The 22,873-nt window shown below is 72.5% G+C and carries 18 protein-coding genes; 8 read left to right on the top strand and 10 right to left on the bottom strand.

Annotated elements, in window-relative coordinates; translation table 11 throughout:
- Positions 1 to 74: 74 nt before the first annotated feature.
- The 5 genes from ABC270_RS12040 to aroA all read right to left on the bottom strand — a co-directional run bounded on the left by ABC270_RS12040 (position 75) and on the right by aroA (position 7,907).
- Entirely contained in the window at positions 75 to 2,774 is a 2,700-nt protein-coding gene (locus ABC270_RS12040; RefSeq protein ID WP_412881009.1) for a helix-turn-helix transcriptional regulator, read from the bottom strand.
- A 608-nt stretch (positions 2,775 to 3,382) separates the two neighbouring features.
- Positions 3,383 to 4,165, bottom strand: a complete 783-nt coding sequence (locus ABC270_RS12035) for an inositol monophosphatase family protein (protein WP_412881008.1) — start codon at positions 4,163 to 4,165, stop codon at positions 3,383 to 3,385.
- A gap of 61 nt (positions 4,166 to 4,226) precedes the next feature.
- Positions 4,227 to 5,342 (bottom strand): ABC-2 transporter permease, encoded by a 1,116-nt coding sequence (locus ABC270_RS12030; RefSeq protein WP_412881007.1) that lies wholly within the window; start codon positions 5,340 to 5,342, stop codon positions 4,227 to 4,229.
- Positions 5,343 to 5,448: 106 nt separating this feature from the next.
- Positions 5,449 to 6,507: a ribosome small subunit-dependent GTPase A gene (gene rsgA / locus ABC270_RS12025; RefSeq protein WP_412881006.1), complete on the bottom strand. Its 1,059-nt coding sequence runs from the start codon at positions 6,505 to 6,507 to the stop codon at positions 5,449 to 5,451.
- Entirely contained in the window at positions 6,504 to 7,907 is a 1,404-nt protein-coding gene (aroA, locus tag ABC270_RS12020; protein ID WP_412881005.1) for a 3-phosphoshikimate 1-carboxyvinyltransferase, read from the bottom strand. The genes rsgA and aroA overlap by 4 nt, the downstream gene beginning before the upstream one ends.
- Before the next feature lie 114 nt (positions 7,908 to 8,021).
- Here aroA and ABC270_RS12015 point away from each other — a divergent pair, with 114 nt between their 5' ends.
- The 3 genes from ABC270_RS12015 (at position 8,022) to ABC270_RS12005 (ending at position 9,540) form a co-directional block, all read left to right on the top strand.
- A complete protein-coding gene (locus ABC270_RS12015) occupies positions 8,022 to 8,780 on the top strand; it encodes a sigma-70 family RNA polymerase sigma factor (protein WP_412881004.1) in 759 nt (252 codons plus the stop codon).
- Complete coding sequence (locus ABC270_RS12010; protein ID WP_412881003.1) at positions 8,777 to 9,019, top strand: zf-HC2 domain-containing protein; 243 nt, start codon at positions 8,777 to 8,779, stop codon at positions 9,017 to 9,019. The genes ABC270_RS12015 and ABC270_RS12010 overlap by 4 nt, the downstream gene beginning before the upstream one ends.
- Before the next feature lie 80 nt (positions 9,020 to 9,099).
- A complete protein-coding gene (locus ABC270_RS12005) occupies positions 9,100 to 9,540 on the top strand; it encodes a GNAT family N-acetyltransferase (RefSeq protein WP_412881002.1) in 441 nt (146 codons plus the stop codon).
- Between the two features lie 69 nt (positions 9,541 to 9,609).
- On the opposite strand, the gene ABC270_RS12000 is transcribed toward ABC270_RS12005, so the two are convergent.
- On the bottom strand, positions 9,610 to 13,398 hold the full coding sequence (locus tag ABC270_RS12000; RefSeq protein WP_412881001.1) for a multifunctional oxoglutarate decarboxylase/oxoglutarate dehydrogenase thiamine pyrophosphate-binding subunit/dihydrolipoyllysine-residue succinyltransferase subunit: 3,789 nt from the start codon (positions 13,396 to 13,398) through the stop codon (positions 9,610 to 9,612).
- A gap of 221 nt (positions 13,399 to 13,619) precedes the next feature.
- Between ABC270_RS12000 and guaB1 the strand changes: the two genes are divergently transcribed.
- Positions 13,620 to 15,059, top strand: coding sequence for a GMP reductase (gene guaB1, locus ABC270_RS11995; RefSeq protein ID WP_412881000.1), 1,440 nt, complete (start codon positions 13,620 to 13,622; stop codon positions 15,057 to 15,059).
- Between the two features lie 166 nt (positions 15,060 to 15,225).
- Here guaB1 and ABC270_RS11990 read toward each other — a convergent pair whose 3' ends face one another.
- The 4 genes from ABC270_RS11990 to ABC270_RS11975 all read right to left on the bottom strand — a co-directional run bounded on the left by ABC270_RS11990 (position 15,226) and on the right by ABC270_RS11975 (position 19,585).
- Complete coding sequence (locus ABC270_RS11990; RefSeq protein WP_412880999.1) at positions 15,226 to 16,308, bottom strand: hemolysin family protein; 1,083 nt, start codon at positions 16,306 to 16,308, stop codon at positions 15,226 to 15,228.
- On the bottom strand, positions 16,305 to 17,720 hold the full coding sequence (locus ABC270_RS11985; RefSeq protein WP_412880998.1) for a hemolysin family protein: 1,416 nt from the start codon (positions 17,718 to 17,720) through the stop codon (positions 16,305 to 16,307). Before ABC270_RS11985 ends, ABC270_RS11990 begins: the two co-directional genes overlap by 4 nt.
- 150 nt (positions 17,721 to 17,870) lie before the next feature.
- Positions 17,871 to 18,953, bottom strand: coding sequence for an NADH:flavin oxidoreductase/NADH oxidase (locus ABC270_RS11980; RefSeq protein WP_412880997.1), 1,083 nt, complete (start codon positions 18,951 to 18,953; stop codon positions 17,871 to 17,873).
- Entirely contained in the window at positions 18,950 to 19,585 is a 636-nt protein-coding gene (locus ABC270_RS11975; protein ID WP_412880996.1) for an HAD family hydrolase, read from the bottom strand. The genes ABC270_RS11980 and ABC270_RS11975 overlap by 4 nt, the downstream gene beginning before the upstream one ends.
- Before the next feature lie 24 nt (positions 19,586 to 19,609).
- On the opposite strand from ABC270_RS11975, the gene ABC270_RS11970 reads away from it, so the two are divergent.
- From ABC270_RS11970 to ABC270_RS11955, 4 genes are all read left to right on the top strand, one after another.
- Positions 19,610 to 20,467 carry an ADP-dependent NAD(P)H-hydrate dehydratase gene (locus ABC270_RS11970; RefSeq protein WP_412880995.1) on the top strand — a complete coding sequence of 286 codons (858 nt, stop codon included), beginning with the start codon at positions 19,610 to 19,612 and terminating at the stop codon, positions 20,465 to 20,467.
- Positions 20,468 to 20,660: 193 nt separating this feature from the next.
- Positions 20,661 to 21,968, top strand: a complete 1,308-nt coding sequence (locus tag ABC270_RS11965) for a glycosyltransferase 87 family protein (RefSeq protein WP_412880994.1) — start codon at positions 20,661 to 20,663, stop codon at positions 21,966 to 21,968.
- On the top strand, positions 21,965 to 22,273 hold the full coding sequence (locus ABC270_RS11960) for a thiamine-binding protein (protein ID WP_412880993.1): 309 nt from the start codon (positions 21,965 to 21,967) through the stop codon (positions 22,271 to 22,273). Before ABC270_RS11965 ends, ABC270_RS11960 begins: the two co-directional genes overlap by 4 nt.
- 132 nt (positions 22,274 to 22,405) lie before the next feature.
- Complete coding sequence (locus ABC270_RS11955; RefSeq protein WP_412880992.1) at positions 22,406 to 22,588, top strand: hypothetical protein; 183 nt, start codon at positions 22,406 to 22,408, stop codon at positions 22,586 to 22,588.
- The last annotated feature ends 285 nt before the right edge of the window (positions 22,589 to 22,873 follow it).

Below are 22,873 nucleotides of genomic sequence, written 5' to 3'. Positions count from 1 at the left end.
GAGGCCCGGTACCAGCTGGTACCGGGCCTCCCGTCCGTCCTGTGGTCGCGGCACGACCGAGCTGTCACCCGTGATCAGGTGAGGAGCGCGACCAGGTGCGAGCGCGACCGCGCGCCCACCTTGCGGTAGATCTGCGTGAGCCGCAGCTCCACCGTCCGCTGTGACATGAAGAGCGACGAGGCGATCTCGCGGTTGCGGTACCCCTCGGTCACCTTCTGCACGACGGCGCGTTCCTCGGCGGTCAGCGACGTGAACGCCGCCGACGCGTCCGGAGCGCTCCGCGGCGTCCCGGGGACCGGCCCCGACGCCGTCGGACCCGACCGGACCAACGACGCACCGAAGGACGGCATCGCCACCGACGGAGCCGGGGTGACGAGCGGCCGACGCAGGCCCGCGGCCTCGTAGGCGGCCGCAGCCGCCGCGCCGAGGCGCGGACGCTCGGTCGGCGTCCCGACCGCGGCCAGCGCAGCGAACGTCCGAGCACGCTCGAACTGCGAGTCGTGCGGCTGGAACAGCTCGAGCGCCCGACGGCGTGCGGTCTCCCGCGTCGTGTCGTCCGCGACGAGCGCCAGGCTCCTCGCGAGGACGAGCGCACCCCACCGCGACGGACGGGCGTGGTGGTCCGCCGCGAGCCGGGCCGTGACCGCCCGGGCGTCGTCCACCCGGCCGAGGCGCACGTACGCCTCCACCAGGTCACCGAGGTGCCGGAGCAGGACCGGGTTCCGCAGCGGACGTCCGATGGCGTCGGCGGCCTCGAGCGCCACCGCAGCCTCCTCGAGTCGACCGTCGAGCAGCAGCACCTGACCGCGCAGGGCGTGCAGCTTGGCCGTGGCGCCCCAGAGCCGGTTGGTCGACCGCTGCGCCAGGCAGGCGTCGAGGACGTCGAGCGCCTCCGACGACCGGCCCTCGGCGAAGTGCCGCCAGGCGATCGCGATCACCCGCGACGGCTCACGCAGCCGCTCCGCCGCGGCCGAACCGGCCTCCCACACGTCGATCGCCCGGAGCGCCTGCCGGAAGTTGCCGGAGCGCACCTCGTTGTCGGCGGACAGGTACCGCGCCGCCTCGGTCCACACCAGGGGCGTCTGCGGCCCCCGGGCGAGCACCAGGGCGAACACCCGACGTGCGCTGCGGTAGCGCTCGCCGAGGCTCAGGGAGTGGGCGAGGAGGAGCAGCGCCGGGTCCGACATGCCGAGCAGCACGTTCGCGGAGAGTCCGTCGTGCAGCTCCGCGTCGGCCGGGAGCGTCCCGTCGACGGCCGCGATCACGTCACGGGCCGTCGACACGATCTCGAGCGTGTGCGGCGAGGCCGTGTCGAGGTACGGCTCGGCGCGGTGCAGCAGCTCGCGCGCCTGGTCCAGCTCCCACACCTCGGCGCGGAAGCAGGCCACGGTGGCGAGCAGCCCCGCGACGGCGTCGGTCTCGACCGGGTCCGTCGTGTCCGCCGGGACAAGGAGCTCGTCGGCGTGCACGGCGTCGCCGCTGAGGAACTCGACGGAGTACTGCAGTCGCAGTCGTCGGACCTCGGTGACGGTGCTCCGGAACGGACGGATCGCCGCGAGGTACCGCGCCGCTCCACTGAGCAGGCGGTTGGCCAGCATGACCTCGGCCACGCCGAGCAGCGCCTCGTGCTCGTCCTCGGTGCCGCCGCCGACGAGCAGTGCCCGTTCGGTGAGCGCGGTCGCCGCGGAGGTGTTGCCGTCCACCACGTACGACCGGGCCGCCCGGAGCAGCGCGACGGCGTCGGGGACGTCGTCGACGAAGCTCCGGTGCCAGGCGTGGGCGCGCTGGTCGGTGTCCGCGGTGACCGCCGCGAGGGCGGTGTGCGCGGCACGGCGGTCCCGCGAGGCGGTGCCCCAGTACAGCGACGAACGCACGAGGGGGTTCGTGACGGACACGTGCTGACCGCGCACCGAGACGAGTCCCGTGTCCGCGAGGTCGTCGAGGGCGTCGCGGTCCCACCCGGCGGCGGTCGCGGTCGGCACGAGCGCGAGCCGAGCGAGGACGTCCAGATCGCGTCCCGCAGCGGCGTCGAGCACGGCAGAGGCGATCGCTTCCGTCGTCTTCGTGGGGCGGAGCGGCAGCACGAGCGGCTCGGTGCCGTTCAGCTGTCCCCGGGTGAGTGCGGCGAGCTGCTCACGCAGGACGCCGGGGTTGCCGCCGGTCTCCTGGGCGAGGACCGCGAGGACGCCGTCGTTCGCGTCCTCCGGGGCGGTCGCCCGTGCGAGGGTCAGCGAGTCGTCCTCGCCGAGGGGCTCCAGGCGCAGCGCCGGGAGCGCGGCGAGGGGGCCGTCGGCGGGGACGGAGCGGACCGAGAAGACCACGCGGAGCGCCGTGCCGGCCAACCGACCGGCGAGGAACGCGATGAGCTCCTGGCTCTCGACGTCCATCCGGTCGAGGTCGTCGATGAGGACGACCGTGGGCGGCAGGGTCAGCGTGTGCACGGCCTCGAGGAAGTCGTGCGCGGCAGCCAACCCGGCGCGGGCGGGGACCTGGCCGCCGGTGCTGCCCGCCTGCAGGAGGTGGGCGATGTGCGCGGTGGCGCGGGGGTCGTCCAGGGCGGTGAAGAGCGCGGTCACGCCGGCCAGGGGCCAGTGGGACTCACTGCCGTTCACACCGACGCGGACGACGGGGAGGGAGACGCGGTGTGCGACCGCGTCGAGGACGCTGCTGCGCCCGGAACCAGGGTCGCCGACCACGACCATCGCCGACTCCCGAGGGAGCATGGCGAGGGTCGCGATCCGGTCGACCTCGAGACGGCGACCGGTGAGTGCCATGACTCACCGGCTCCCGGGTCCGGAGGCGGATGCAGCGAGGGACAGGCGCGCGGAGGCGGACCGGAGGTGGGCGCGGAGGGAAGCCGTGCGCTGCACCGGTCGTGTGGGAGCTTCGTGGTTGGAATGCGGAGAACGAGTGAGGGTGCACTCGGTTCCGCTCGGGAACGATGATGTCATCGTCTGTATCACCCCTCGGGTTAGGGTCTTCGACGAACTGACACCGGGTCGCGTTCCGAGCCGGATCTAGGGAATCCGAGACGTCACCTGACCTGGCGTCCCGTTGACAGTAACCCAGGTCCGGCCGGGGTGGACCGGTCGTCCGCGGACATTTCACCCCCGGGGTGTCCCCAGTCCGGGGGGCGGTACCCCCGTCGTGGGGAAGGCGCTCCGGGGCGTGTGGTAGAGGAACGGGGTACAGCTCGGGTCGCTGCCGGTGGCGGCCACTCCGCTGTGTCCACGGGCCTGTTCGGCTCGGTGGTCTGACCGACCGGTCCCGAGTGTCCCCGTCGGGGTACGCGCGGGTATCGAGTGGTGCACCCGGACGAGGGGGGACCTGCGGGGACCCCGCGGGAAGGGGGAGTGCGCTCTCCGGATCGTCCGGCAGCGTGTCAGCGACGCAGGAGGTCCACGACGGCGTCGTGCACCAGGCCGTTCGTGGCCAGCGCGCTGCCGTGCCAGGGCCCCGGGTCGCCGTCGAGCGAGGTGAACCGGCCGCCGGCCTCCTCGACGATGGGGACCAGTGCGGCGATGTCCCACGGCTTGAGGTCCGGTTCGCCGGCGACGTCGAGGACGCCCTCGGCGACCATCATGTACGACCACATGTCCCCGTACGCCCGCGTTCGCCAGACCGTCCGGGACAGCGCGACCAACGCCTCCAGACGGTCGTCCTCGTCCCACTGCTGGATGCTGTTGTAGCTGAGGCTGGCGTCGCCGAGCTCGTCGACGCCGGAGACGCGGAGCGGCCCGTCGAGCGAGTGTGCGCCGAGCCCCTCGGCGGCCCACCACCGCTTGCCGAGCGCCGGAGCACTCACGACGCCGAGGACCGGACGACCGTCCACGGCGAGCGCGATGAGGGTCGCCCACACCGGTACGCCCCGGAGGTAGTTCGCGGTGCCGTCGATCGGGTCGACCACCCACTGCCGGTGCCCCTCGCTGACCGCGTCGGCGCCGGAGTCCGCCGTGGTCTCCTCGCCGAGGAACGCGTCGCCCGGCCGTTCGGCGGCGAGGCGCTCGCGCAGGGCCCGCTCGACGGCCTGGTCGGCGTCCGTGACGTGCGTGCTGTCGGCCTTCTTCGACACGTGCAGGTCGGCGGCGCGGAAGCGTTCGAGGCTGATCGCGTCAGCGGTGTCGGCGAGGGAGCGGGCGAAGTCGAGGTCGGCGCTGAGGTCCACGCGACGAGCGTAGCGTCCGGGCCACCCGGGCCCGGACGAGCACCGTGCGCGGCTTCCGGCCTCAGGCGGCGACGACCTCGTCCTCCTCCTGCGCGGTCACGACGCGGTCGCGGGCGATGCGGGTCCGGCGGGCGGCCAGTCCGTGCACGACGACGCAGAGCAGGACGGCCACGACCAGCCAGAGTGCCAGCACGAGCATCGGTCGACCGATGGACGCACCGGGGAAGTACTGCAGGGCCTGCGCGACCTGGAGCCATGCGGCGCCGCTCCAGAACGTGTTGAGCGCCGCGAAGAAGCCCGGCTGGAACGCCGGCTGGAAGATGCCGCCGGAGCTCGTGAAGTTGAGCATGACGAAGAGCATCGTGAGGATCGGCGTGGTCCAGCGTCCGAGGACCGGGTGCAGCCCGACCCCCAGCGCCACGATCACCGCGTCGTACAGCCACGCGACGAGGAAGACCTCCCACCGGTGGGTCGCGACGACGCCGTACACCGGGCCGGCGATGACGACGCCGATGCCCGCGACGACGCCCGCGGTGGCGAGCCCGACCGCGGCCGTCCAGACGCCGCGGAGCTTCGTCGCGACGGCCGCCACGGCGATCGCCGAGGCGTATCCGCCGACGCTGAGGCCGACCAGCAGGAAGAAGAGGCCCTGCCCGGTCGAGTCCTGTCCGCCAGCGGGCACGACGTCCACCACGCGGAACGGCAGGTGCTGGCCGTAGGCGATCGGCAGGAACACCTTCTGCGCGGCGGTGGCGGTCGTCTCGGACGCGGCGCTCGAGACGTAGAGGGTCGCGCCGGTGCTCCTCGGTGCGTAGACGGCGGCGAGCGCGCGGTCGCGGACCTGCTGCTCGGCGCGGTCGGTGTCCGCCACGACGTGCGCGACGAGGGCCCCGTCGGACCGGTCCGTCACGGTCTGCGCGAACACCTGCGTCGCAGCACCCTGCCCGACGATGCCGACCGGGAGGTCGTGCGGCGACGGGGCGTGGAACGCGCCGAGGTACGCCAACCCCATGCCCGCGGCGAGGAACAGCGGGACGAGGATGTGCGAGCCGAAGTGCCGCAGCACCGTACCGAGGCCCTTCGGTCGCCACACGCTGTCCGGCCGGGGGTGGTGGACCTTCGGGGCGGCGTGGGTCGCGCTCGACGAGGCGTAGTTGTACTTTGCAACTTCAGACACGTGGGGCAACGATACACCCGCCGCGGTGGCGCCCTGCGTGCTCTGCGTTGCCCGCGGTGCCGTGCGGTGCCGTGTCGGCTGCGCCGTGCTGGGCCGGTCGTCCCCGCTACTCCTGCCCGGGGTCCTCCGCGCCCATCCCCGTCAGCAGCGCCCGGAACGAGTCGAGCCGTTCGACACCGGTCGGTCCGAGCTCGCCGTCCGCCACCCGGTCGACGATCTCCCAGTCGTGCGCCTGCGACAGGGGGATGCCGTCGACGGGCTCCCGCACCGGCACCGCGTGGGCGGCGAACGCGCGGAAGACGTTTGCGGGGTCGACGTGGCCGAGGCCGAACGACCGGACCCCGGGGGTGTCGATGATCCAGCCGCCGTCCCGCACCCGCAGCGCGATCGAGGACGACGACGTGTGGCGTCCCCGGCCCGTGACGGCGTTCACGTGCCCGGTCGCGCGGGTCGCACCGGTGATGGCGTTCACGAGGGTCGACTTCCCGACGCCCGAGTGGCCGACGGTCACGGTGACCCGGTCGTCGAGGACCTCGTGCAGTGCGTCGAAGGGGACGTCGTCCGAACGGCTCGTGACGACCCGGACGTCGAGGCAGGCGAAGTGCTCGAGGAACGGCGCCGGGTCGGCCAGGTCGGTCTTCGTGATGCAGAGGATCGGGTCGAGACCCGCGTCGAACGCCGCGACGAGGTAGCGGTCGATGAGCCGGGTCCGCGGTTCGGGGTCGGCAGCCGCGACGACGACGAGCATCTGGTCGGCGTTCGCGACGATGACGCGCTCGACCTCGTCCGTGTCGTCGGCGCTGCGGCGGAGGAGCGTGGTGCGGTCGGCGACCTTCACGATCCGCGCGAGCGAACCCGGTTCGCCTGACAGGTCCCCGACGAGGGACACGTGGTCGCCCGTGACGACCGACTTCTTGCCGAGCTCCCGGGCCTTCGTGGCCGTGATCACGCGTTCGTCCGGTGCGCCGGGGTCGACGAGCACCCCGTACCGCCCGCGGTCGACGTTCGTGACCCACCCGACCGGCGCGTCCTCGTACGTCGGCCGGACCTTCGTGCGGGGCCGGTTGCCCTTGGGGTTCGGGCGGATCCGCACCTTCGACTCGTACTGCCCGTACGGCTCGTCGTCGTCCGTGTCGTCGCCGTCGACGTCGTCCCACCAGCTCACGGGGTCACCCCGTCCGGCGCCGTCGACCCGGTGTCGCTCCCCGTCGCCACGAGTTCGGCCCACAGCTCGGGAAACTGCGGGAGGGTCTTCGCGGTGGAGCCGATGTCGTCGACGGCGACGCCGTCGACGACGAGACCCACGACGGCTCCGGCCGTCGCCATCCGGTGGTCGTCGTAGGCGGCCCAGTCCGCGCCGTGCAGTGGAGCCGGCTCGATCCGGAGGCCGTCGTCGAGTACGCGCACCGTGCCTCCCGTCCGGTTCAGGTCCGCCGCCAGCGCGGCGAGCCGGTCCGTCTCGTGCCCGCGGAGGTGACCGATGCCGGTGACCTCGCTCGGTGCGTCCGCGAGCGCCGCGAGCGCGACGAGCGCCGGGGCGAGCTCGCCGCCGCGCGAGAGGTCGAGTTCGACCCCCGGCAGGGAGGCCCCGCCCGCCACCCCGACGCCGCCGTCGAACACGAGGTCGTCGCCGTCCCGCGTGACGGTCGCGCCCCACAGCGGCAGGAGCGTCTCGAGGTCGGCCCCGACCTGGGTCGTCTCGGTCGGCCAGGTGCGGATGCGAACCGTCCCGCCGGCGACGAGCGCGGCGACCGCGAACGGCGCGGCGTTCGACAGGTCGGGCTCGATGGTGACGTCGCGTGCCGCGATCGGACCGGGGTGCACGACCCACTCGCCGACCGCGGGCTGGTCGACGCGCACGCCGCGCGCCCGGAGGACCTCGACCGTCATGTCGATGTGCGGCAGGCTCGGCAGCCGCTCGCCGGCGTGCACGAGGTGCAGACCCTCGGTGAAGCGCGGCGCCGACAACAGCAGGCCGGAGACGAACTGCGAGGACGCGGACGCGTCGATCGTCAGCGAGCCGCCACGGACCGCGCCCGTGCCGGTGAAGGAGAACGGCATCGCGCCGTCGCCGTCGTCGGTGACGTCCACGCCGAGGTCGACGAGCGCCTGGATGATCGCGCCCATCGGCCGCTTCCGCGCGTACGGGTCGCCGTCGACCGTGACCGGGCCGGTCGCGAGGGCGGCGAGCGGGGGCAGGAAGCGCATCACGGTGCCGGCGAGACCGCAGTCGATGCGGACGTCGCCGTGCATCGGCGCCGGGGTGATCCGCAGGTCCGGGCCGTACGGGTTCGGGGTGCCGGTGGTGCCGTCCGGTCCGGGCGCCGGTGCGACCTCCTCGATGCCCACGCCGAGCTGTCGGAGCGCGGCGACCATGAGTGCCGAGTCGCGGGAGTGCAGCGGCAGCCGGATGGTGGACGGGCCGTCGGCGAGCGCGGCGAGCACGAGCTCCCGGTTGGTCAGCGACTTCGACCCGGGCAGCGACACGTCGCCGCGCAGGGGTCCGCGCGCGCGGGGGGCGGTCCAGGGGTCGGGGGCCTGGTGGGAATGCGTCGTGGCAGCCATCGGTTCACCAGGGTACTGAACCCACCGGGAGGACCATTGGCGACAGCAACCCTGACGCGCGAGCGGACGCCCCTGCCCGTCGCGGTCACCACGCTCGGCCTAGACTCGGCCGTGATGACCACCGACGAACCGCAGGCAGCACCGCACGACCTGGTCGAGGAGACCGAGGCGCAGCTCGACGCGGTCCAGGACGAGGACGAGGTCCTCGCCGACGAGACGACCGTGTCCGAGTCGGAGCTCCGCTCGCTCTTCGAGGCGCAGGCGGTGCCGTTCATGGACCAGCTGTACGGCGCGGCCATGCGGATGACCCGCAACCCCGCCGACGCGTCCGATCTCGTGCAGGAGACCTTCGTCAAGGCGTTCGCGGCCTTCCGGCAGTTCCGGCAGGGCACGAACCTCAAGGCGTGGCTGTACCGCATCCTCACGAACACGTTCATCAACACGTACCGCAAGAACCAGCGGAACCCGTACCAGGGCACGATCGACGAGCTCGAGGACTGGCAGCTCGGCGGTGCGGAGAGCGTCACGCAGTCGATCTCGGCGCGCTCGGCCGAGGCGGACGCCATCGACCACCTGCCCTCGTCGGCGGTGAAGGACGCACTGCAGGCGATCCCCGAGGACTTCCGGATGGCCGTGTACTTCGCGGACGTCGAGGGCTTCTCGTACCAGGAGATCGCCGACATCATGAAGACCCCCGTGGGGACGGTCATGAGCCGTCTCCACCGTGGCCGCCGCCTCCTCCGGGGGCTGCTGGCGGACCACGCCCGCGAGACCGGCATCGTCCCGGACGCAGCGTCGACCGCGACGATGCGCGGACGCGGCCGGAAGCCTGTTGCGACCTCGGGTCGCGTCGAAGGGAAGGAAGCACGATGAGCGGCTGCGACTGCTCGAAGGCGAAGGCGGAGCTCGAGGAGTTCCTGCACGGCGAGCTCTGCCGCGAGGACGCGGCGGACATCCGCGAGCACATGGCGGACTGCGAGGACTGCACGAGCGAGCACCGCGTCGGCGTCGTCCTCATCGAGACCGTCCGACGTGCCTGCAAGGAGACGGCCCCCGAGCAGCTCCGCGCCGAGGTCCTGGCCCGCATCCGCGTGGAGCAGGCGACGCACTGACGCTCGGGCGTCGCAGCCGCCGCCCTGCGAGCCCGGTCAGCGTGTCGTCACACGCCGTCCGTGCTCGGTAGGGTCGCGGCATGACCCTTGCTGTCGAGTCCGTCACCACCTGGTCCGACGACGACGTCGCGGACGTCAGCGCCCTCGTCCGCCTCCTCGGCCACGAGGTCGACCCGACGGACATGCGCGCCCGGCTCGAACGGCTCACGCCGGCCGCCGGGCACCGCACGTGGCTGGTGCGCGGTGAGGACGGTCGCGCGGTGGCCGTCGCGGGTGCGCAGGTCACGTGGGCGTACGCCTCGGACGAGCCGACCGCGCAGCTGCTGCTGCTCGTCGTCGACGAGACGGCCAGGAGGCACGGCACCGGTTCGGCACTCCTCGGCACGTTCGAGACGTGGGCGGCCGAGCAGGGCGCGCGTCGCCTCAGCGCCGTCAGCGCGGCCGCGACGGACAGCGCGCACCGGTTCTACCAGAAGCGCGGCTACCACGAGGCCGGGGTGCGCTACACCCGCATCGTGTGACGCGACGACGCATCGTGTGACGACGGAGGGCGACCGCGCAGTGCGCGGCCGCCCTCCGTCGTCCCCCGCTCAGCCGAGCGCGGCGCGGATGACCTCGGTGGCCTCCTGCGCGGAGCGCTTCGACGAGCCCGTCGCGGGGGCGGCACTCGCCGGACGCGACGCGACCGACAGCGGCCGGCCTTGCAGGTGCGGCGAGAGGTTCATGCACACGAAGGGCCACGCCCCCTGGTTCTCGGGCTCCTCCTGTGCCCAGACGACCTCGGCGTCCGGGTAGCGGCCGAGCACCTCGAGGATGCGCTCGAGGGGGAGCGGCGCGAGCTGCTCCAGCCGGACGAGGGCGACGTCGCCGCGGCCGGTCTTCTCGACCTCGGCGCGGAGGTCGTGGTGGACCTTGCCGGAGTGCAGCACCACGCGGCGAACGGCACCGGCGTCGAGCTGGCGGTCGTCGTCGATGACCTCCTCGAACGTGCCGCTGGTGAAGGCCTCGACCGGGCTCGTCGCCTGGCGCAGGCGCAGCATGGCCTTCGGGGTGAACACGACGAGGGGCTTCTGCGGGCGTTCCCACGCCTGCCGACGCAGCAGGTGGAACCACGATGCCGGGGTCGACGGCCGGGCGATCACCATGTTGTCCTCGGCGAAGAGCTGCAGGTACCGCTCGATGCGTGCCGAGGAGTGGTCCGGCCCCTGGCCCTCGTAGCCGTGGGGGAGCAGGAGCACGAGGCCCGAGCGCTGCCCCCACTTCTGCTCGGCGGAGGAGATGAACTCGTCGATGACCGTCTGCGCGCCGTTGGCGAAGTCGCCGAACTGGGCCTCCCAGAGCACGAGGGCCTCGGGACGCTCGACCGAGTAGCCGTACTCGAACGCCATCGCCGCGTACTCGCTCAGGAGCGAGTCGTAGATGGTGAAGCGTGCCTGGTCCTCGGTGAGGTTCGCGAGCGGGAGCCACTCCTGCCCGTTCACCCGGTCGTGGAAGACCGCCTGGCGCTGGACGAACGTGCCGCGTCGGGCGTCCTGGCCGGCGAGCCGGACGGGCTTGCCCTCGACGAGGACGGAGCCGATCGCGATGAGCTCGGCCATCGCCCAGTCGATGCCGCCGTTCCGGGTCATGTCGGTGCGCTTCGCAAGGAGCTGCTGCAGCTTCGGGTGCACCTGGAACCCGGCCGGCGGGTTGCTGTGCGCGTCGCCGACGGCCCGGACGAGGTCCTTGGAGACGGCGGTCTCGTGGACGTCGTTCTCGGAGTCGTCCCGCTGCGCGGTCGGACGCTCGAGGCCGTTGACCGCCCCGTCGTCCTCGCCCGTGATGACCGGGATGGTCCCGGTCTGCGCCTCGTGGGTCTCCGCGAACGCGCGCTCCAGGCGGTCCTGGAAGTCGCGGTGCGCCTCGTCGTACTCCTCCTGCGTGATGTCGCCGCGGCCGACGAGCGCCTCGGTGTACAGCGTGCGCACGGAGCGCTTCGCCTCGATGAGGTTGTACATGAGCGGCTGGGTCATCGACGGGTCGTCGCCCTCGTTGTGCCCGCGTCGGCGGTAGCAGATGAGGTCGATGACGACGTCGCGGTGGAACTCCTCGCGGTAGGCGAAGGCGAGCTCCGCGACCCGGGACACGGCCTCGGGGTCGTCGCCGTTCACGTGGAAGATCGGGGCCTGGATCGTCTTCGCGACGTCGGTCGAGTACACCGAGCTCCGCGCCGACTCCGGCGGGGTGGTGAACCCGACCTGGTTGTTGATGACGAGGTGGACGGTGCCGCCGGTGCGGTACCCGCGGAGCTGGGACATCTGCAGCGTCTCGACCACGACACCCTGTCCGGCCATCGCCGCGTCACCGTGCACGAGCACCGGCAGCACGTTCGTCGACCCGGGGCCCTGCTTGTCCTGCTTGGCGCGGACGATGCCCTCGAGGACGCCGTCGACCGCCTCGAGGTGCGACGGGTTCGCCGCGATCGTCACGGGGATGGCCGTGCCGTCGCTCGCGCGGAACACGCCCTCGGTGCCGACGTGGTACTTCACGTCGCCGGAGCCCTGCCCGGACACCGATCCCGGCAGGGACGACCCCTCGAACTCGCGGAAGATCTGGCCGTAGGTCTTGCCGGCGATGTTCGTGAGGACGTTGAGGCGGCCGCGGTGGGCCATGCCGATCGCGACCTCCTCGAGCCCGGCACCGGCGGCCTGCTGGATGAGCGTGTCGAGGAACGCGATCGTCGACTCGCCGCCCTCGAGCGAGAACCGCTTCTGGCCGACGTACTTCGTCTGCAGGAAGGTCTCGAACGCCTCGGCCTCGTTGAGCTTGCCGAGGACGCGGAGCTGCTCCTCCTTCGACGGCTTCGCGTACGGGACCTCGATGTGGGACTGCATCCACCGGCGCTGTTCCGGGTCCTGGATGTGCATGTACTCGACGCCGGTGGTGCGGCAGTACGCGTCGCGGAGGATGCCGAGCACGTCGCGCAGCGGTGCGTTCGTGGTGCCGGCGAGCCCGCCGGTGACGAACTCGCGGTCGAGGTCCCAGAAGGTCAGCCCATGGTTCTCGATCTCAAGGTCGGGGTGGGTGCGCTGGCGGTACTCGAGCGGGTCGATGTCCGCCATGAGGTGGCCGCGGACCCGGAAGCTGTTGATGAGCTCCTGCACGCGCGAGGTCTTGTTGACGCGGTGCGCGAGGTCGACGTTGATGTCGGTCGCCCACTGGATCGGCTTGTACGGGATGCGGAGCGCCGCGAAGATGCCCTCGTAGAAACCGTGCCCGCCGATCAGCCGCTCGTGCACCTTCTTGAGGTACTCGCCCGACCCGGCGCCCTGGATGACGCGGTGGTCGTAGGTGCTCGTGAGCGTGATGGTCTTGCCGATGCCGAGCTCGACGAGGGTCTTCTCCGCCGAGCCCTGGAACTGCGCGGGGTACTCGAGAGCGCCGGCCCCGATGATGCAGCCCTGGCCCTTCGTGAGGCGCGGGACGGAGTGCACGGTGCCGATGCCGCCGGGGTTCGTCAGCGAGATCGTCGTGCCCTGGAAGTCCGCCGGCGTGAGCTTGTTGTCGCGTGCCCGCTTGACGAGGTCCTCGTAGGCGGAGAGGAACTGTCCGAACGTCAGGGTCTCGGCGCGCTTGATGCTCGGCACGAGGAGCGAGCGCGTGCCGTCCTTCTTCGGGACGTCGATCGCGATGCCGAGTCCGACGTGCGCCGGCTCGACCACGAAGGGCTTGCCGTCGCGCTCCTCGTAGAACACGTTCTGGCTCGGGAACTCCTTGAGCGCCTGCACCATCGCCCACCCGATGAGGTGCGTGAACGAGATCTTCCCGCCACGCGCCCGGCGGAGGTGGTTGTTGATCACGATCCGGTTGTCGATCATGAGCTTCGCCGGGATCGTCCGGACGCTCGTCGCGGTCGGGACCGTGAGCGACGCGTCCATGTTCGACGCCAGGGTCTTCGCCATGCCCCGGAGCGGGGTGGCCACGTCCTCGTGGGTCTCCTCGTGCTCGTCCGTGGCGTCGTTCGCCTCGGCCGGGATCGGCTGCGGCGTCGGCTGGCGCGAGGTGGTCTTCGCCTGGATCGGTCCGGACTTGGCCTCGGCCGGGGCGTCGCCGGTCGCCGGCTGCTGCGTGCTCGACTGCCCGGCGGGCGAGGTCCCCGACGGAGCGGACGGAGACGAGGAGGCCGGAGACGGGGCTGCCGTGACCGGGGTGGAGGTGGCCGGAGCGGCCGGCGATGCCTGCCCGGTCTGCGAGCGGTGGAACTTCTCGAGGACCGGCCACCAGGACTCGTCGACCGAGGTCTTGTCCGCGACGAACTGCTCGTAGAGCTCGTCGACGAGCCACTCGTTGGCCCCGAATTCGCCCGCGGTCTCGTCAGTTCCGGTCAGATGGCTCGACACAGCCGATCGCCCACTCTCCGTCGATAGATGCTCGTGTGTGTCGTACGCAGCAACCCTGCTGCCGTACTGCACGGAAGCCTAGCCGTTCCCGGGTGACCGTTCGGTGACCGCCGGAGGCGATCCGTGCCTCCCGGCGGGCGCCGCGCGTGTCGCACCGGGAGCGGGCCGACGCGGACCCACCGGGCCGGTCCGCACCCCCTGAGCCGCCGTACAGTGGCCCCATGAGGTTCTACGAGACGCGGCCGACGCACGACCTGACCTACTCCGACGTCTTCCTCGTCCCCAGCCGGTCGGGGGTGACGAGCCGCTTCGACGTGGACCTCGCGGCGAACGACGGGTCCGGGGCGACGATCCCGATCATCAGCGCGAACATGAACTCGGTGACCGGCCCGCGCCTGGCCGCCACCCTCGCCCGCCGGGGCGGTCTCGGTGTCCTCCCGCAGGACATGCACCTGCAGGACCTCGACGCCGCGATCCGGTGGGTGAAGGACCAGCCCGTGGCGTTCGACACCGCGCTCGACCTCGGTGCCGACACCACGGTCGCCGAGGCCCTCGAGCAGCTGCTCCCGGTCGCCGGGCGGGGCGTCGTCGTGCGCGACGGCAGCGGTGAGTACCTCGGCTGCGTGCCCGCGACCCGGCTCGGCACGGCCGGCCAGGACGCGACCCTCGGCGACCTGCTGCACGGTGCCTCCACCGGCATCGACGCCGAGGACGCGGGCACGCCTCGACACGTGTACGACGTCCTCACCGCGGCGGAGGTCGACTTCGCGCCGGTCACCCGCCACGGCCGCGTCGTCGGGACCACGAGCCCGACGAGCGCGATCCGCTCCGACATCTACACGCCCGCCGTCGACGCCGACGGTCGTCTCCGGGTCGCCGCCGCGCTCGGCATCAACGGCGACGTGGCCGCGAAGGCGAAGGCACTCGTCGCGGCCGGGGTCGACGTGCTCGTCCTCGACACCGCGCACGGCCACCAGGAGGGCATGCTCCGCGCCCTCGACACGGTGGCCTCGCTCGGGCTCGGCATCCCGCTCGTCGCCGGCAACGTCGTCACCGCCGACGCGGTCGCGCACCTCGTCGGAGCCGGTGCCTCGATCATCAAGGTGGGCGTCGGACCCGGCGCGATGTGCACCACCCGCATGATGACCGCGGTCGGTCGGCCGCAGTTCTCGGCCGTGCTCGAGACCGCCGCCGCCGCGAAGTCGCTCGGCGCGCACGTCTGGGCCGACGGGGGCGTGCGGTACCCCCGCGACGTCGCACTCGCGCTGGCCGCAGGGGCGTCCGCCGTCATGATCGGTTCGTGGTTCGCCGGGACGCTCGAGGCGCCCGGTGTGCTCCGTCGCGACGCCGCGGGCAAGGCGTACAAGGAGAGCTGGGGCATGGCGTCGGCGAAGGCCGTGCGGGAGCGCTTCGAGCGGCTCGACCCGTACGAGCGGGCCCGGAAGGCGCTCTTCGCGGAGGGCATCTCGTCGTCGACGATCTACCTCGACCCGGAGCGGCCGAGCGTCGAGGACCTGCTCGACATGATCACGACGGGCATCCGCAGCTCGGCGACGTACGCGGGGGCGTCGTCGCTCGCGGAGTTCCACGACCGGGCCCTCGTCGGCATCCAGTCGGCCGCCGGCTACGAGGAGGGCAAGCCGCTGCCGGTCAGCTGGTAGCGCCGAGTGCGCCGCCGGCGCGCCGCCGAGACTCGGCCCCGCGGACAGTTTCGCGGTCCGCGGGGCGCGAAACTGTCCGCCCAGCCCAGTCTCGGTTCGTGACCACGTGACGGACGGGAGGCGCGGTGCCAGCTGGTACCGGGCCTCCCGTCCGTCGTTCCGCACGTCAGCGGCGTCGGGTCGCGTCCTCGACCTCGCCGACGAGCTCCTCGAGGACGTCCTCGAGGAAGAGCACGCCGAGCGTGCGGCCCTCGGCGTCGAACGCCCGCGCCACGTGGCGTCCGGCGGCGCGCATGGTCGCGAGGGCGTCCTCGAGGTCCGTCTCGGTGTAGAGCGAGATGAGCTGTCGGATGCGCTTCGGCGGCACCGGGTCGTCGTATTCGTCCGGACGCAGGTCGATGACGTCCTTCACGTGCACGTACCCCGTGGGGGAGCCGTCCTCGCCCACGAGCACGTACCGGGAGAACCCGCGCTGCGCCACGGCCCGCTCGACGTCGCCCGGGGTGGCGTCCTCGGGGAGCGTGACGAGCTCGGCCATCGGCACCGCGACGTCCTTGACCTGCTTCTCCGTGAACTCGAACGCCATCCGGAGCGTGCCGCCGGTGTCGACGAGGGTGCCCTCGCGGCGGGACTGCTCGACGATCGTCTGCACCTCCTCCACGGTGTAGGCGCTGACGGCCTCGTCCTTCGGCTCGACCCTGAACAGCCGCAGCACGGCGTTCGCGGTCTCGTTGAGCCCGACGACGACCCAGTGCAGGCCGTGGCCGATGTACCAGAGCGTCGGCACGAGCACGAGTGCGGCGCGGTCCGGCATCGAGAACGAGATGTTCTTCGGCACCATCTCGCCGAACACGACGTGCAGGAACGACACGAGCAACAGCGTGAAGACGAACGCCACGACGCCGATGACCTCGACGCTCCACCCGGTGAGGTGCAGCGGGCCCTCGAGCAGGTGGTGGATCGCCGGCTCGGACACGTTGAGGATGAGGAGCGAGCACACCGTGATGCCGAGCTGGGTCGTCGCGAGCATCCGCGTGGCGTGCTCCATCGCCCACAGGGTCATCTGCGCGGCCTTCGACCCGGCCTCGGCCCGCGGCTCGATCTGCGAGCGTCGGGCGGAGATCACGGCGAACTCGGCGGCGACGAAGTAGGCGTTGCCGAGCAGCAGCACGACGAGCCAGAAGATGCCCCACCAGTCGGAGGCGGACGACGCGGACCCGCCGGCGGCGAGGACGGTGACGGTGGTCATCGGGTGCCGCCCTTCGTGGTCGTGTTCGTGCTGTCGACGGTCGGCGTGGACTTCGTCGCGGGGATGATGATCGCGGTCGCGGGGGACTGCGCGGCGCCGGTCTCCGACGGCTCCGGCGCGGTGGGCGTGTACCGGATCCGGTCGACCCGGCGGCCGTCGAGTCGTTCGACGCGGAACACGCCGCCGTCGATCGCGACCTCGTCGCCCACGACGGGCAGCCGCCCGAGGGACGACATGACGAACCCGCCGACGGTCTCGTACGGGCCGTCCTCCGGCACCTTCACACCGGCACGGTCCTCGAGCTCGTCGGGGCGGAGGAGGCCCGGGAACGTCAGCCATCCACGCGAGCGGACGACGTCGATGCGGGCGCGGTCGTGCTCGTCGGACACCTCGCCGACGATCTCCTCGACGAGGTCCTCGAGCGTCACGACCCCGGCGGTGCCGCCGTACTCGTCGACGACGATCACCATCTGGTAGCCGCGGCTGCGGACCTCGGCGAGCAGGGCGTCGCCCGGCATGGTCTCCGGGACGCGCTCGGCGTCGGTCATGAGCGCCCCGACGGGCACGTCCGGGCGCTTCTCCCGCGGCACGGCGACGGCCTGCTTGACGTGCACGATGCCGACGACGTCGTCCGCGTCCTCCTCGATGACCGGGAAGCGGCTGAACCCGGTCCTCCGTGTCAGGGCGATGACGTCCTCGGCGGACTCGGACACCCGGATCGTGGACAGGCGCGGGCGCGGGGTCATGACCTCGCCCGCGTCGAGCTCGGAGAACGAGATCGTCCGTTCGAGGAGCGTCGCGGTGTCCTGCTCGAGGGAGCCCTCGGACGCGGACCGACGGAGCAGCGAGGTCAGCTCCTCGGCGCTGCGGGCACCGGAGAGCTCCTCCTGCGGCTCGATGCCCATGCCGCGGAGGACGGCGTTCGCGGTGCCGTTGAGCACGGCGACCGCCGGCTTGAACACCGTCGTGAACGCGATCTGCAGCGGGACGACGATCTTCGCCGTCTGCAGCGGCAGTGCGAGCGCGAAGTTCTTCGGCACGAGCTCACCGAGGATCATCGACAGGAGCGTCGCGATGACGAGCGCCACGATCGACCCGACGGTCTCGACCACGGCCTCCGGCAGCTGCGCCGCGAGGAACGGCGCCTCGAGCAGCGTGGCGATCGACGGCTCGAGCAGGTAGCCGGTGAGCAGCGTGGTCAGGGTGATGCCGAGCTGTGCGCTGGAGAGGTGCGTCGAGGTGACCTTCAGCGCACCGATGACCGGCGCGAGGCCGGACTCGCCGCGGTCTCGACGGGCCTCGACCTCGGCGCGGTCGAGGTTCACGAGCGCGAACTCCGACGCGACGAAGACTCCCGTGCCGAGCGTCAGCAGGATGCCACCGATCAGCATGACGACGTCGACCGGACTCATTCTTCACCCCCTGGGACGTGCGGGAGTGGGCTGCTCACCGAGTGAGCGCCGGATGAGTGGGAGGGCGAAGAGGCATTCGGAGGATCGTCCACAGTGCTCATCATCGTACCGGGTGCCCGTCGGGAAGCCGAGAGGACGTACAGGGACGGCCTACGCGGTGACCCGGGCCCGGTGGTACTGCTGCGGCTCGTAGTCCACGTGCACGCCGAGCTCCACCGCCGCGTGCAGGGGGAACGACGGGTCGCGGAGGAACTCGCGGCCGACCATCACGACGTCGGCCTGCCCGGTCGCGACGATCTGCTCGGCCTGGAACGCGTCCGAGATCATCCCGACCGCGATCGTCCCGATGCCCGCCTCGCGCTTCACCGTCGCGGCGTGGGGCACCTGGTAGCCGGGGCCGACCGGGATCGGCGCGCTCGCCACGTTGCCGCCCGTCGAGACGTCGGCGAGGTCGGCGCCGTGCTCGGCCGCCCACCGCGCGACCTGCACGGTCTCGTCGAGGGTGAGCCCGCCGTCGACCCAGTCGGTCGCCGAGAACCGGACGACGACGGGGAAGCCCTCGCCGACCTCGGCGCGGACGGCGTCGAGCACCTCGAGGAGCGCGCGGGCGCGGTTCTCGAGCGATCCGCCGTACTGGTCCTCGCGGTGGTTGGACAGCGGCGAGAGGAACTGGTGCAGCAGGTAGCCGTGCGCGGCGTGCAGCTCGACGAGGTCGAAGCCGGCGTCGACGGCGCGGCGGGCAGCCGCGGCGAAGGACAGCGCGACGACCCGGACGTCCTCGGCGGCCAGCTCGCGGGGCTCGGCGTAGCCGTCGAAGGCCTCGGCCGACGGGGCGACGGTCTGCCAGCCGCCCTGCTCGGCCGGCATCGAGCCGTGGTCCGCCTCCCACGGGCGGAACGTGGACGCCTTGCGGCCGGCGTGCGCGAGCTGGATGCCCGCGGCGGCGCCCTGCGAGTGGACGAAGTCGACGATCGGACGGAACGCGTCGCGCTGCTCGTCGTTCCAGAGCCCGAGGTCCTGCGGGCTGATCCGCCCCTCGGGGACGACGCCGGTCGCCTCGACCACGACCGCTCCGGCACCGCCCTTCGCGAACGACCCGAGGTGCACGAGGTGCCACGGGGTCGGGACGCCGTCCTGGGCCTCGACCGAGTACTGGCACATCGGCGAGACCCAGATGCGGTTGCGGACGGTGAGGTCGCGGATGGTGATCGGCTCGAACAGGACGTGCGTCACGCGGGTGCTCCTTCGACGGTCGCCGCCAGGTCCTGCAGGAAGGTCCGCAGGCCGGCGGGGGACGTGTAGTGGTGGCCGACCGCCCCGATCGCTTCCGCGCCGGCGGCGTTCTCGGCCCTGTTGTCGACGAACACCATCTGCTCGGGTGTGATTCCCAGACGGTCGCAGGTGTCGCGGTAGATGGACGGGTCGGGCTTCAGTACGTGGTCCTCGGCACTCACGACGACGGTCTCGAACAAGGACCCCATCGGCGAGCGGCGGTACGGGTCACCGAAGTCGAACCCGGCGTTCGACAGCAGGGCGAGCCGGGTGCCGGCGTCGTGCAGCTCCTCGACGATCGCGAGGGTCTCCGGCTCGACCTCGAACCAGCCGGTGAAGTCGATCGCCCAGAACCGGTGCACGTCCGTGACGCTCCAGGTCCGTCCGACCCGGTCGCCGATGGCCCGCCAGTACGCGAGGACCGACAGGTCACCGCGGTCGAGATCGTGCCGGAGCTCCTGGTACACGGGGAACAGCTCGTCCGCGGGCACGCCCGTCGCGGCCACGAGGGCGTCCCGCGACGCGTGCGGCGTCCGGCTGATCACCTCCCCGTAGTCGAAGACCACCACGCGACCGGGGAGGAACAGACTCATGCGCCCCACCGTACTGTCGGGACGATGAGCGATCCCCTGCCCTTCCGACCATCAGACGCCGCCTCGTGGGTCACCGTGCCGCACGGGGAGTCCACGAAGTACCGCCGCGGGGTGCTCGGCGTCGCGACCGGCTCCGACCGCTACCCCGGCGCCGCCGTCCTCGGCGTGGACGCGGCCGTGCACACCGGGGTCGGGATGGTTCGGTACGTCGGTCCGGACCGTTCCACCGACCACGTGCTGACCCGTCGTCCGGAGGTCGTGTCCGGCGTCGGACGGGTGCAGGCGTGGCTCGTCGGCTCGGGCATCTCCGCGCCGTCGCTCGACGACCTCGACCCGTCCACCGCCGATGCCTTCCGCCACGCTTCCGACGACGGCGTCCCGGTGGTCGTCGACGCCGGCGCGATCCCGCTCGTCGACCTCGGACCGCTCGCCGTGCTCACCCCGCACGCTGGTGAGGCCGCGTCGCTCCTGGGCGAGTCCCGCCAGGACGTCGAGGCGGGCCCCGCCGCTGCGGCACTCCGCGCCGCCCGGCAGACCGGCAGCGTCGTGCTCCTCAAGGGGGAGCGGACCCACGTGGTGACGCCCGACGGCAGCGTCGCGCTGGTCGCCTCGTCCGCGACGCCGTGGCTCGCCACCGCGGGCGCCGGGGACGCGCTCGGTGGCGTGCTCGGCGCGCTCGTCGCGGCGCGTCAGGGCCTCGCGGAGGCCGCTGATCGAACCCTGACGCCGTCCGACCTGGCCCACCTCGCCGCGACGGCGGCCGTGGTGCACGGGCTCGCGGCGCGCCGCGCCTCGCGCGGCGGACCCTTCCCGATCACCGGACTGATCGAACAGCTGAGCGGCCTCGTGCGCGACCTCGCGGTCGACGGCGACGCGAGCTAGCATCGCGCGGCGCCGTCGTCGGACGACGTCGCGGTCGTCGCGCGACAGCGGGCGGGTCGTCCCGCGGCGGTGACGCACCCACCTGACGGCCGGGAGGCACGGGTCCGGCCCGCACCGCGCCTCAAGGCCGTCCTCCGGTCACCTCCGACACCCTGTCGGCGTTCCGACACGGGCGGGTCGGTACGCTCGTCCGGTGCAGCGGAGAACCTGGGTCGAGCCCGTCCTGTTCGGGGCGGCCTTCGTGGCCGTGCACGCCCTGCTGTGGTGGCTGACGACGACCTCCGGCAACCTGCCCCTCGGCGACGTGACGATCACGTACCGCCGCTGGATCGAGACCGGCCAGCAGACGCACTTCTGGGTCGGCATCGACGAGGCGTGGGTGTACCCGATCCTCGCGATCGTCCCGATGGCCGCGGCCGCGCTCGGCGGTGTCGCGTCGATCGGGACGGGGTGGCTGGTCCTGATGGTGCTGCTCGACGCCGTCGTCTGCGTCCTGCTCTGGCGCTTCCGGGCCGCGATCGGCACCGTGCGCGTCCGGGTCGTCTGGTGGTGGCTCGTCTTCCTGCTCGCCCTCGGACCGATCGGGCTCGGACGCATCGACACCGTCGCGACGGTCCTCGCGCTCGCCGGGGTGGCCTTCGTGGTGTCGAGGCCCGCCGTAGCCTCGGTGCTGTTCACCCTCGCGGCGTGGACGAAGGTGTGGCCCGCCGCGCTCGTCGGCGTCCTCGTGCTGCTCCGTCGCGGACACCGTCGAGGCGTGGTCGCCGGCGCGCTGGTGACCACCGCGCTCGTCGTGCTCGTCGACGTGCTCTACGGGGGCGCTGCGTACCTGTTCTCGTTCGTCGGGGAGCAGAGCGGCCGCGCGCTCCAGATCGAGTCACCGCTCGCGACGCCGTTCATGTGGGCGGCGGCGCTCCGCGTGCCCGGAGCCGCCGTGTACTACGACCGCGAGATCCTGACGTTCGAGGTGTCCGGTGCCGGGACCCACGCCGCCGCCGCGGTGTCGACGCCGCTCATGGCGCTCGTCGTGCTCGCGGGCGTTGTCCTCGCGCTCGTGGCCGCGCGGCGCGGCGCGGCCCGGACCCAGGTGGCGCCGCTCCTCGCGCTCGTGCTCGTCGCCGCGCTCGTCGCGACGAACAAGGTCGGGTCGCCCCAGTACATCGGGTGGTTCGCGGTCCCCGTCGTCTGGGGGCTCGTCGCCGGGCGCGCGAGTGCGCGGCGGTTCCTGCCGATCGCGGTGCTCGCGCTGCCCATGGCCGTCCTGACGCAGCTGATCTACCCCGGGTACTACGACCAGGTGCTCACCGTCCAGCCCTGGATCCTCGTGGTGCTGACGCTCCGGAACGTGCTCGAGGTCGTCGTGCTCGTGTGGGGGATCGTCGGGCTCGTGCGGCTGGGGTCGGGCGCCGCGTCGGCCGGCTCGGTGTCGGGCGGTGCGCCGGGTGGCTCGTCGGCGGACGTGGCGCGCTCGGTGCGTCCTCGGGGCAGGATGGACGCATGATCGTCGCGTTCTCCGTCGCACCGTCCGGTGGTCCCGCCGCAGCCGAGGACGGCTCGGTGCACGACGCCGTCGCCGCGGCCGTCCGGGTCGTCCGCGAGAGCGGCCTGCCGAACCGCACCTCGTCGATGTTCACCGAGCTCGAGGGGGAGTGGGACGAGGTCATGGACGTCGTGAAGCGCGCCACCGAGGCCGTCGCGCCCTTCGGCACCCGGGTCTCGCTCGTGCTCAAGGCCGACATCCGTCCGGGGCACACCGGGGAGCTGGACGGCAAGGTCGAGCGACTCGAGGCCGCGCTCGGCGACTGACCGGTCGAGCGCGCTGGGTGCACGCTCCGGGTGGCCGCGACACGCCGAGCGCCTCCCACGGATGTCGGTGGTCGGGTGTCTCCTGTCGGTGACGGACGCGAGGGGCGTCCGCACGACGACGAGGAGCTGCTCATGATGCACGACGGCTGGTGCCCCGACTGCGACCTGCGTTCGGTCGTCATCGACTCCGACGCCGACGGTCAGCACGCCTGGGCGACGTGCAGCGAGTGCGGCGAGGGCTGGGTCCACCGCGACGAGCTGCCGGAACCCGCGACGACGCCCGTTCGGTCGGTGCCGGAGCGCCGCGCCGCCTGACCTCGTGAGCTGGGCGCCTGGTCAGCGCCTTCCTCATGCTCGGTCGAATCGATTCGGCACGTCGTCTTCCGTCGGCCGGTTGGAGCGTTCTACACTGCTGGGAGCAGGTCGACGCGATCGACCTGTGACCCGTTCGCCGCTGAACCGGGACGCCCGATCCGGGTGGTGCCCGCCGTTCGCGACGGGCCCGCCGCGCGGTGCGCCGCGCGACCAGCACGTCCGCCGCTGTCTCGATCGACCCGCACCACCCGTGGATCGCTCGACGACGTTCCGGGCCGATCCGCT

Origin of the sequence: Curtobacterium phoenicis, assembly GCF_047238015.1 — a bacterium.
Classification (GTDB): domain Bacteria; phylum Actinomycetota; class Actinomycetes; order Actinomycetales; family Microbacteriaceae; genus Curtobacterium.
This window is presented reverse-complemented; position numbering and strand designations above follow the sequence as displayed.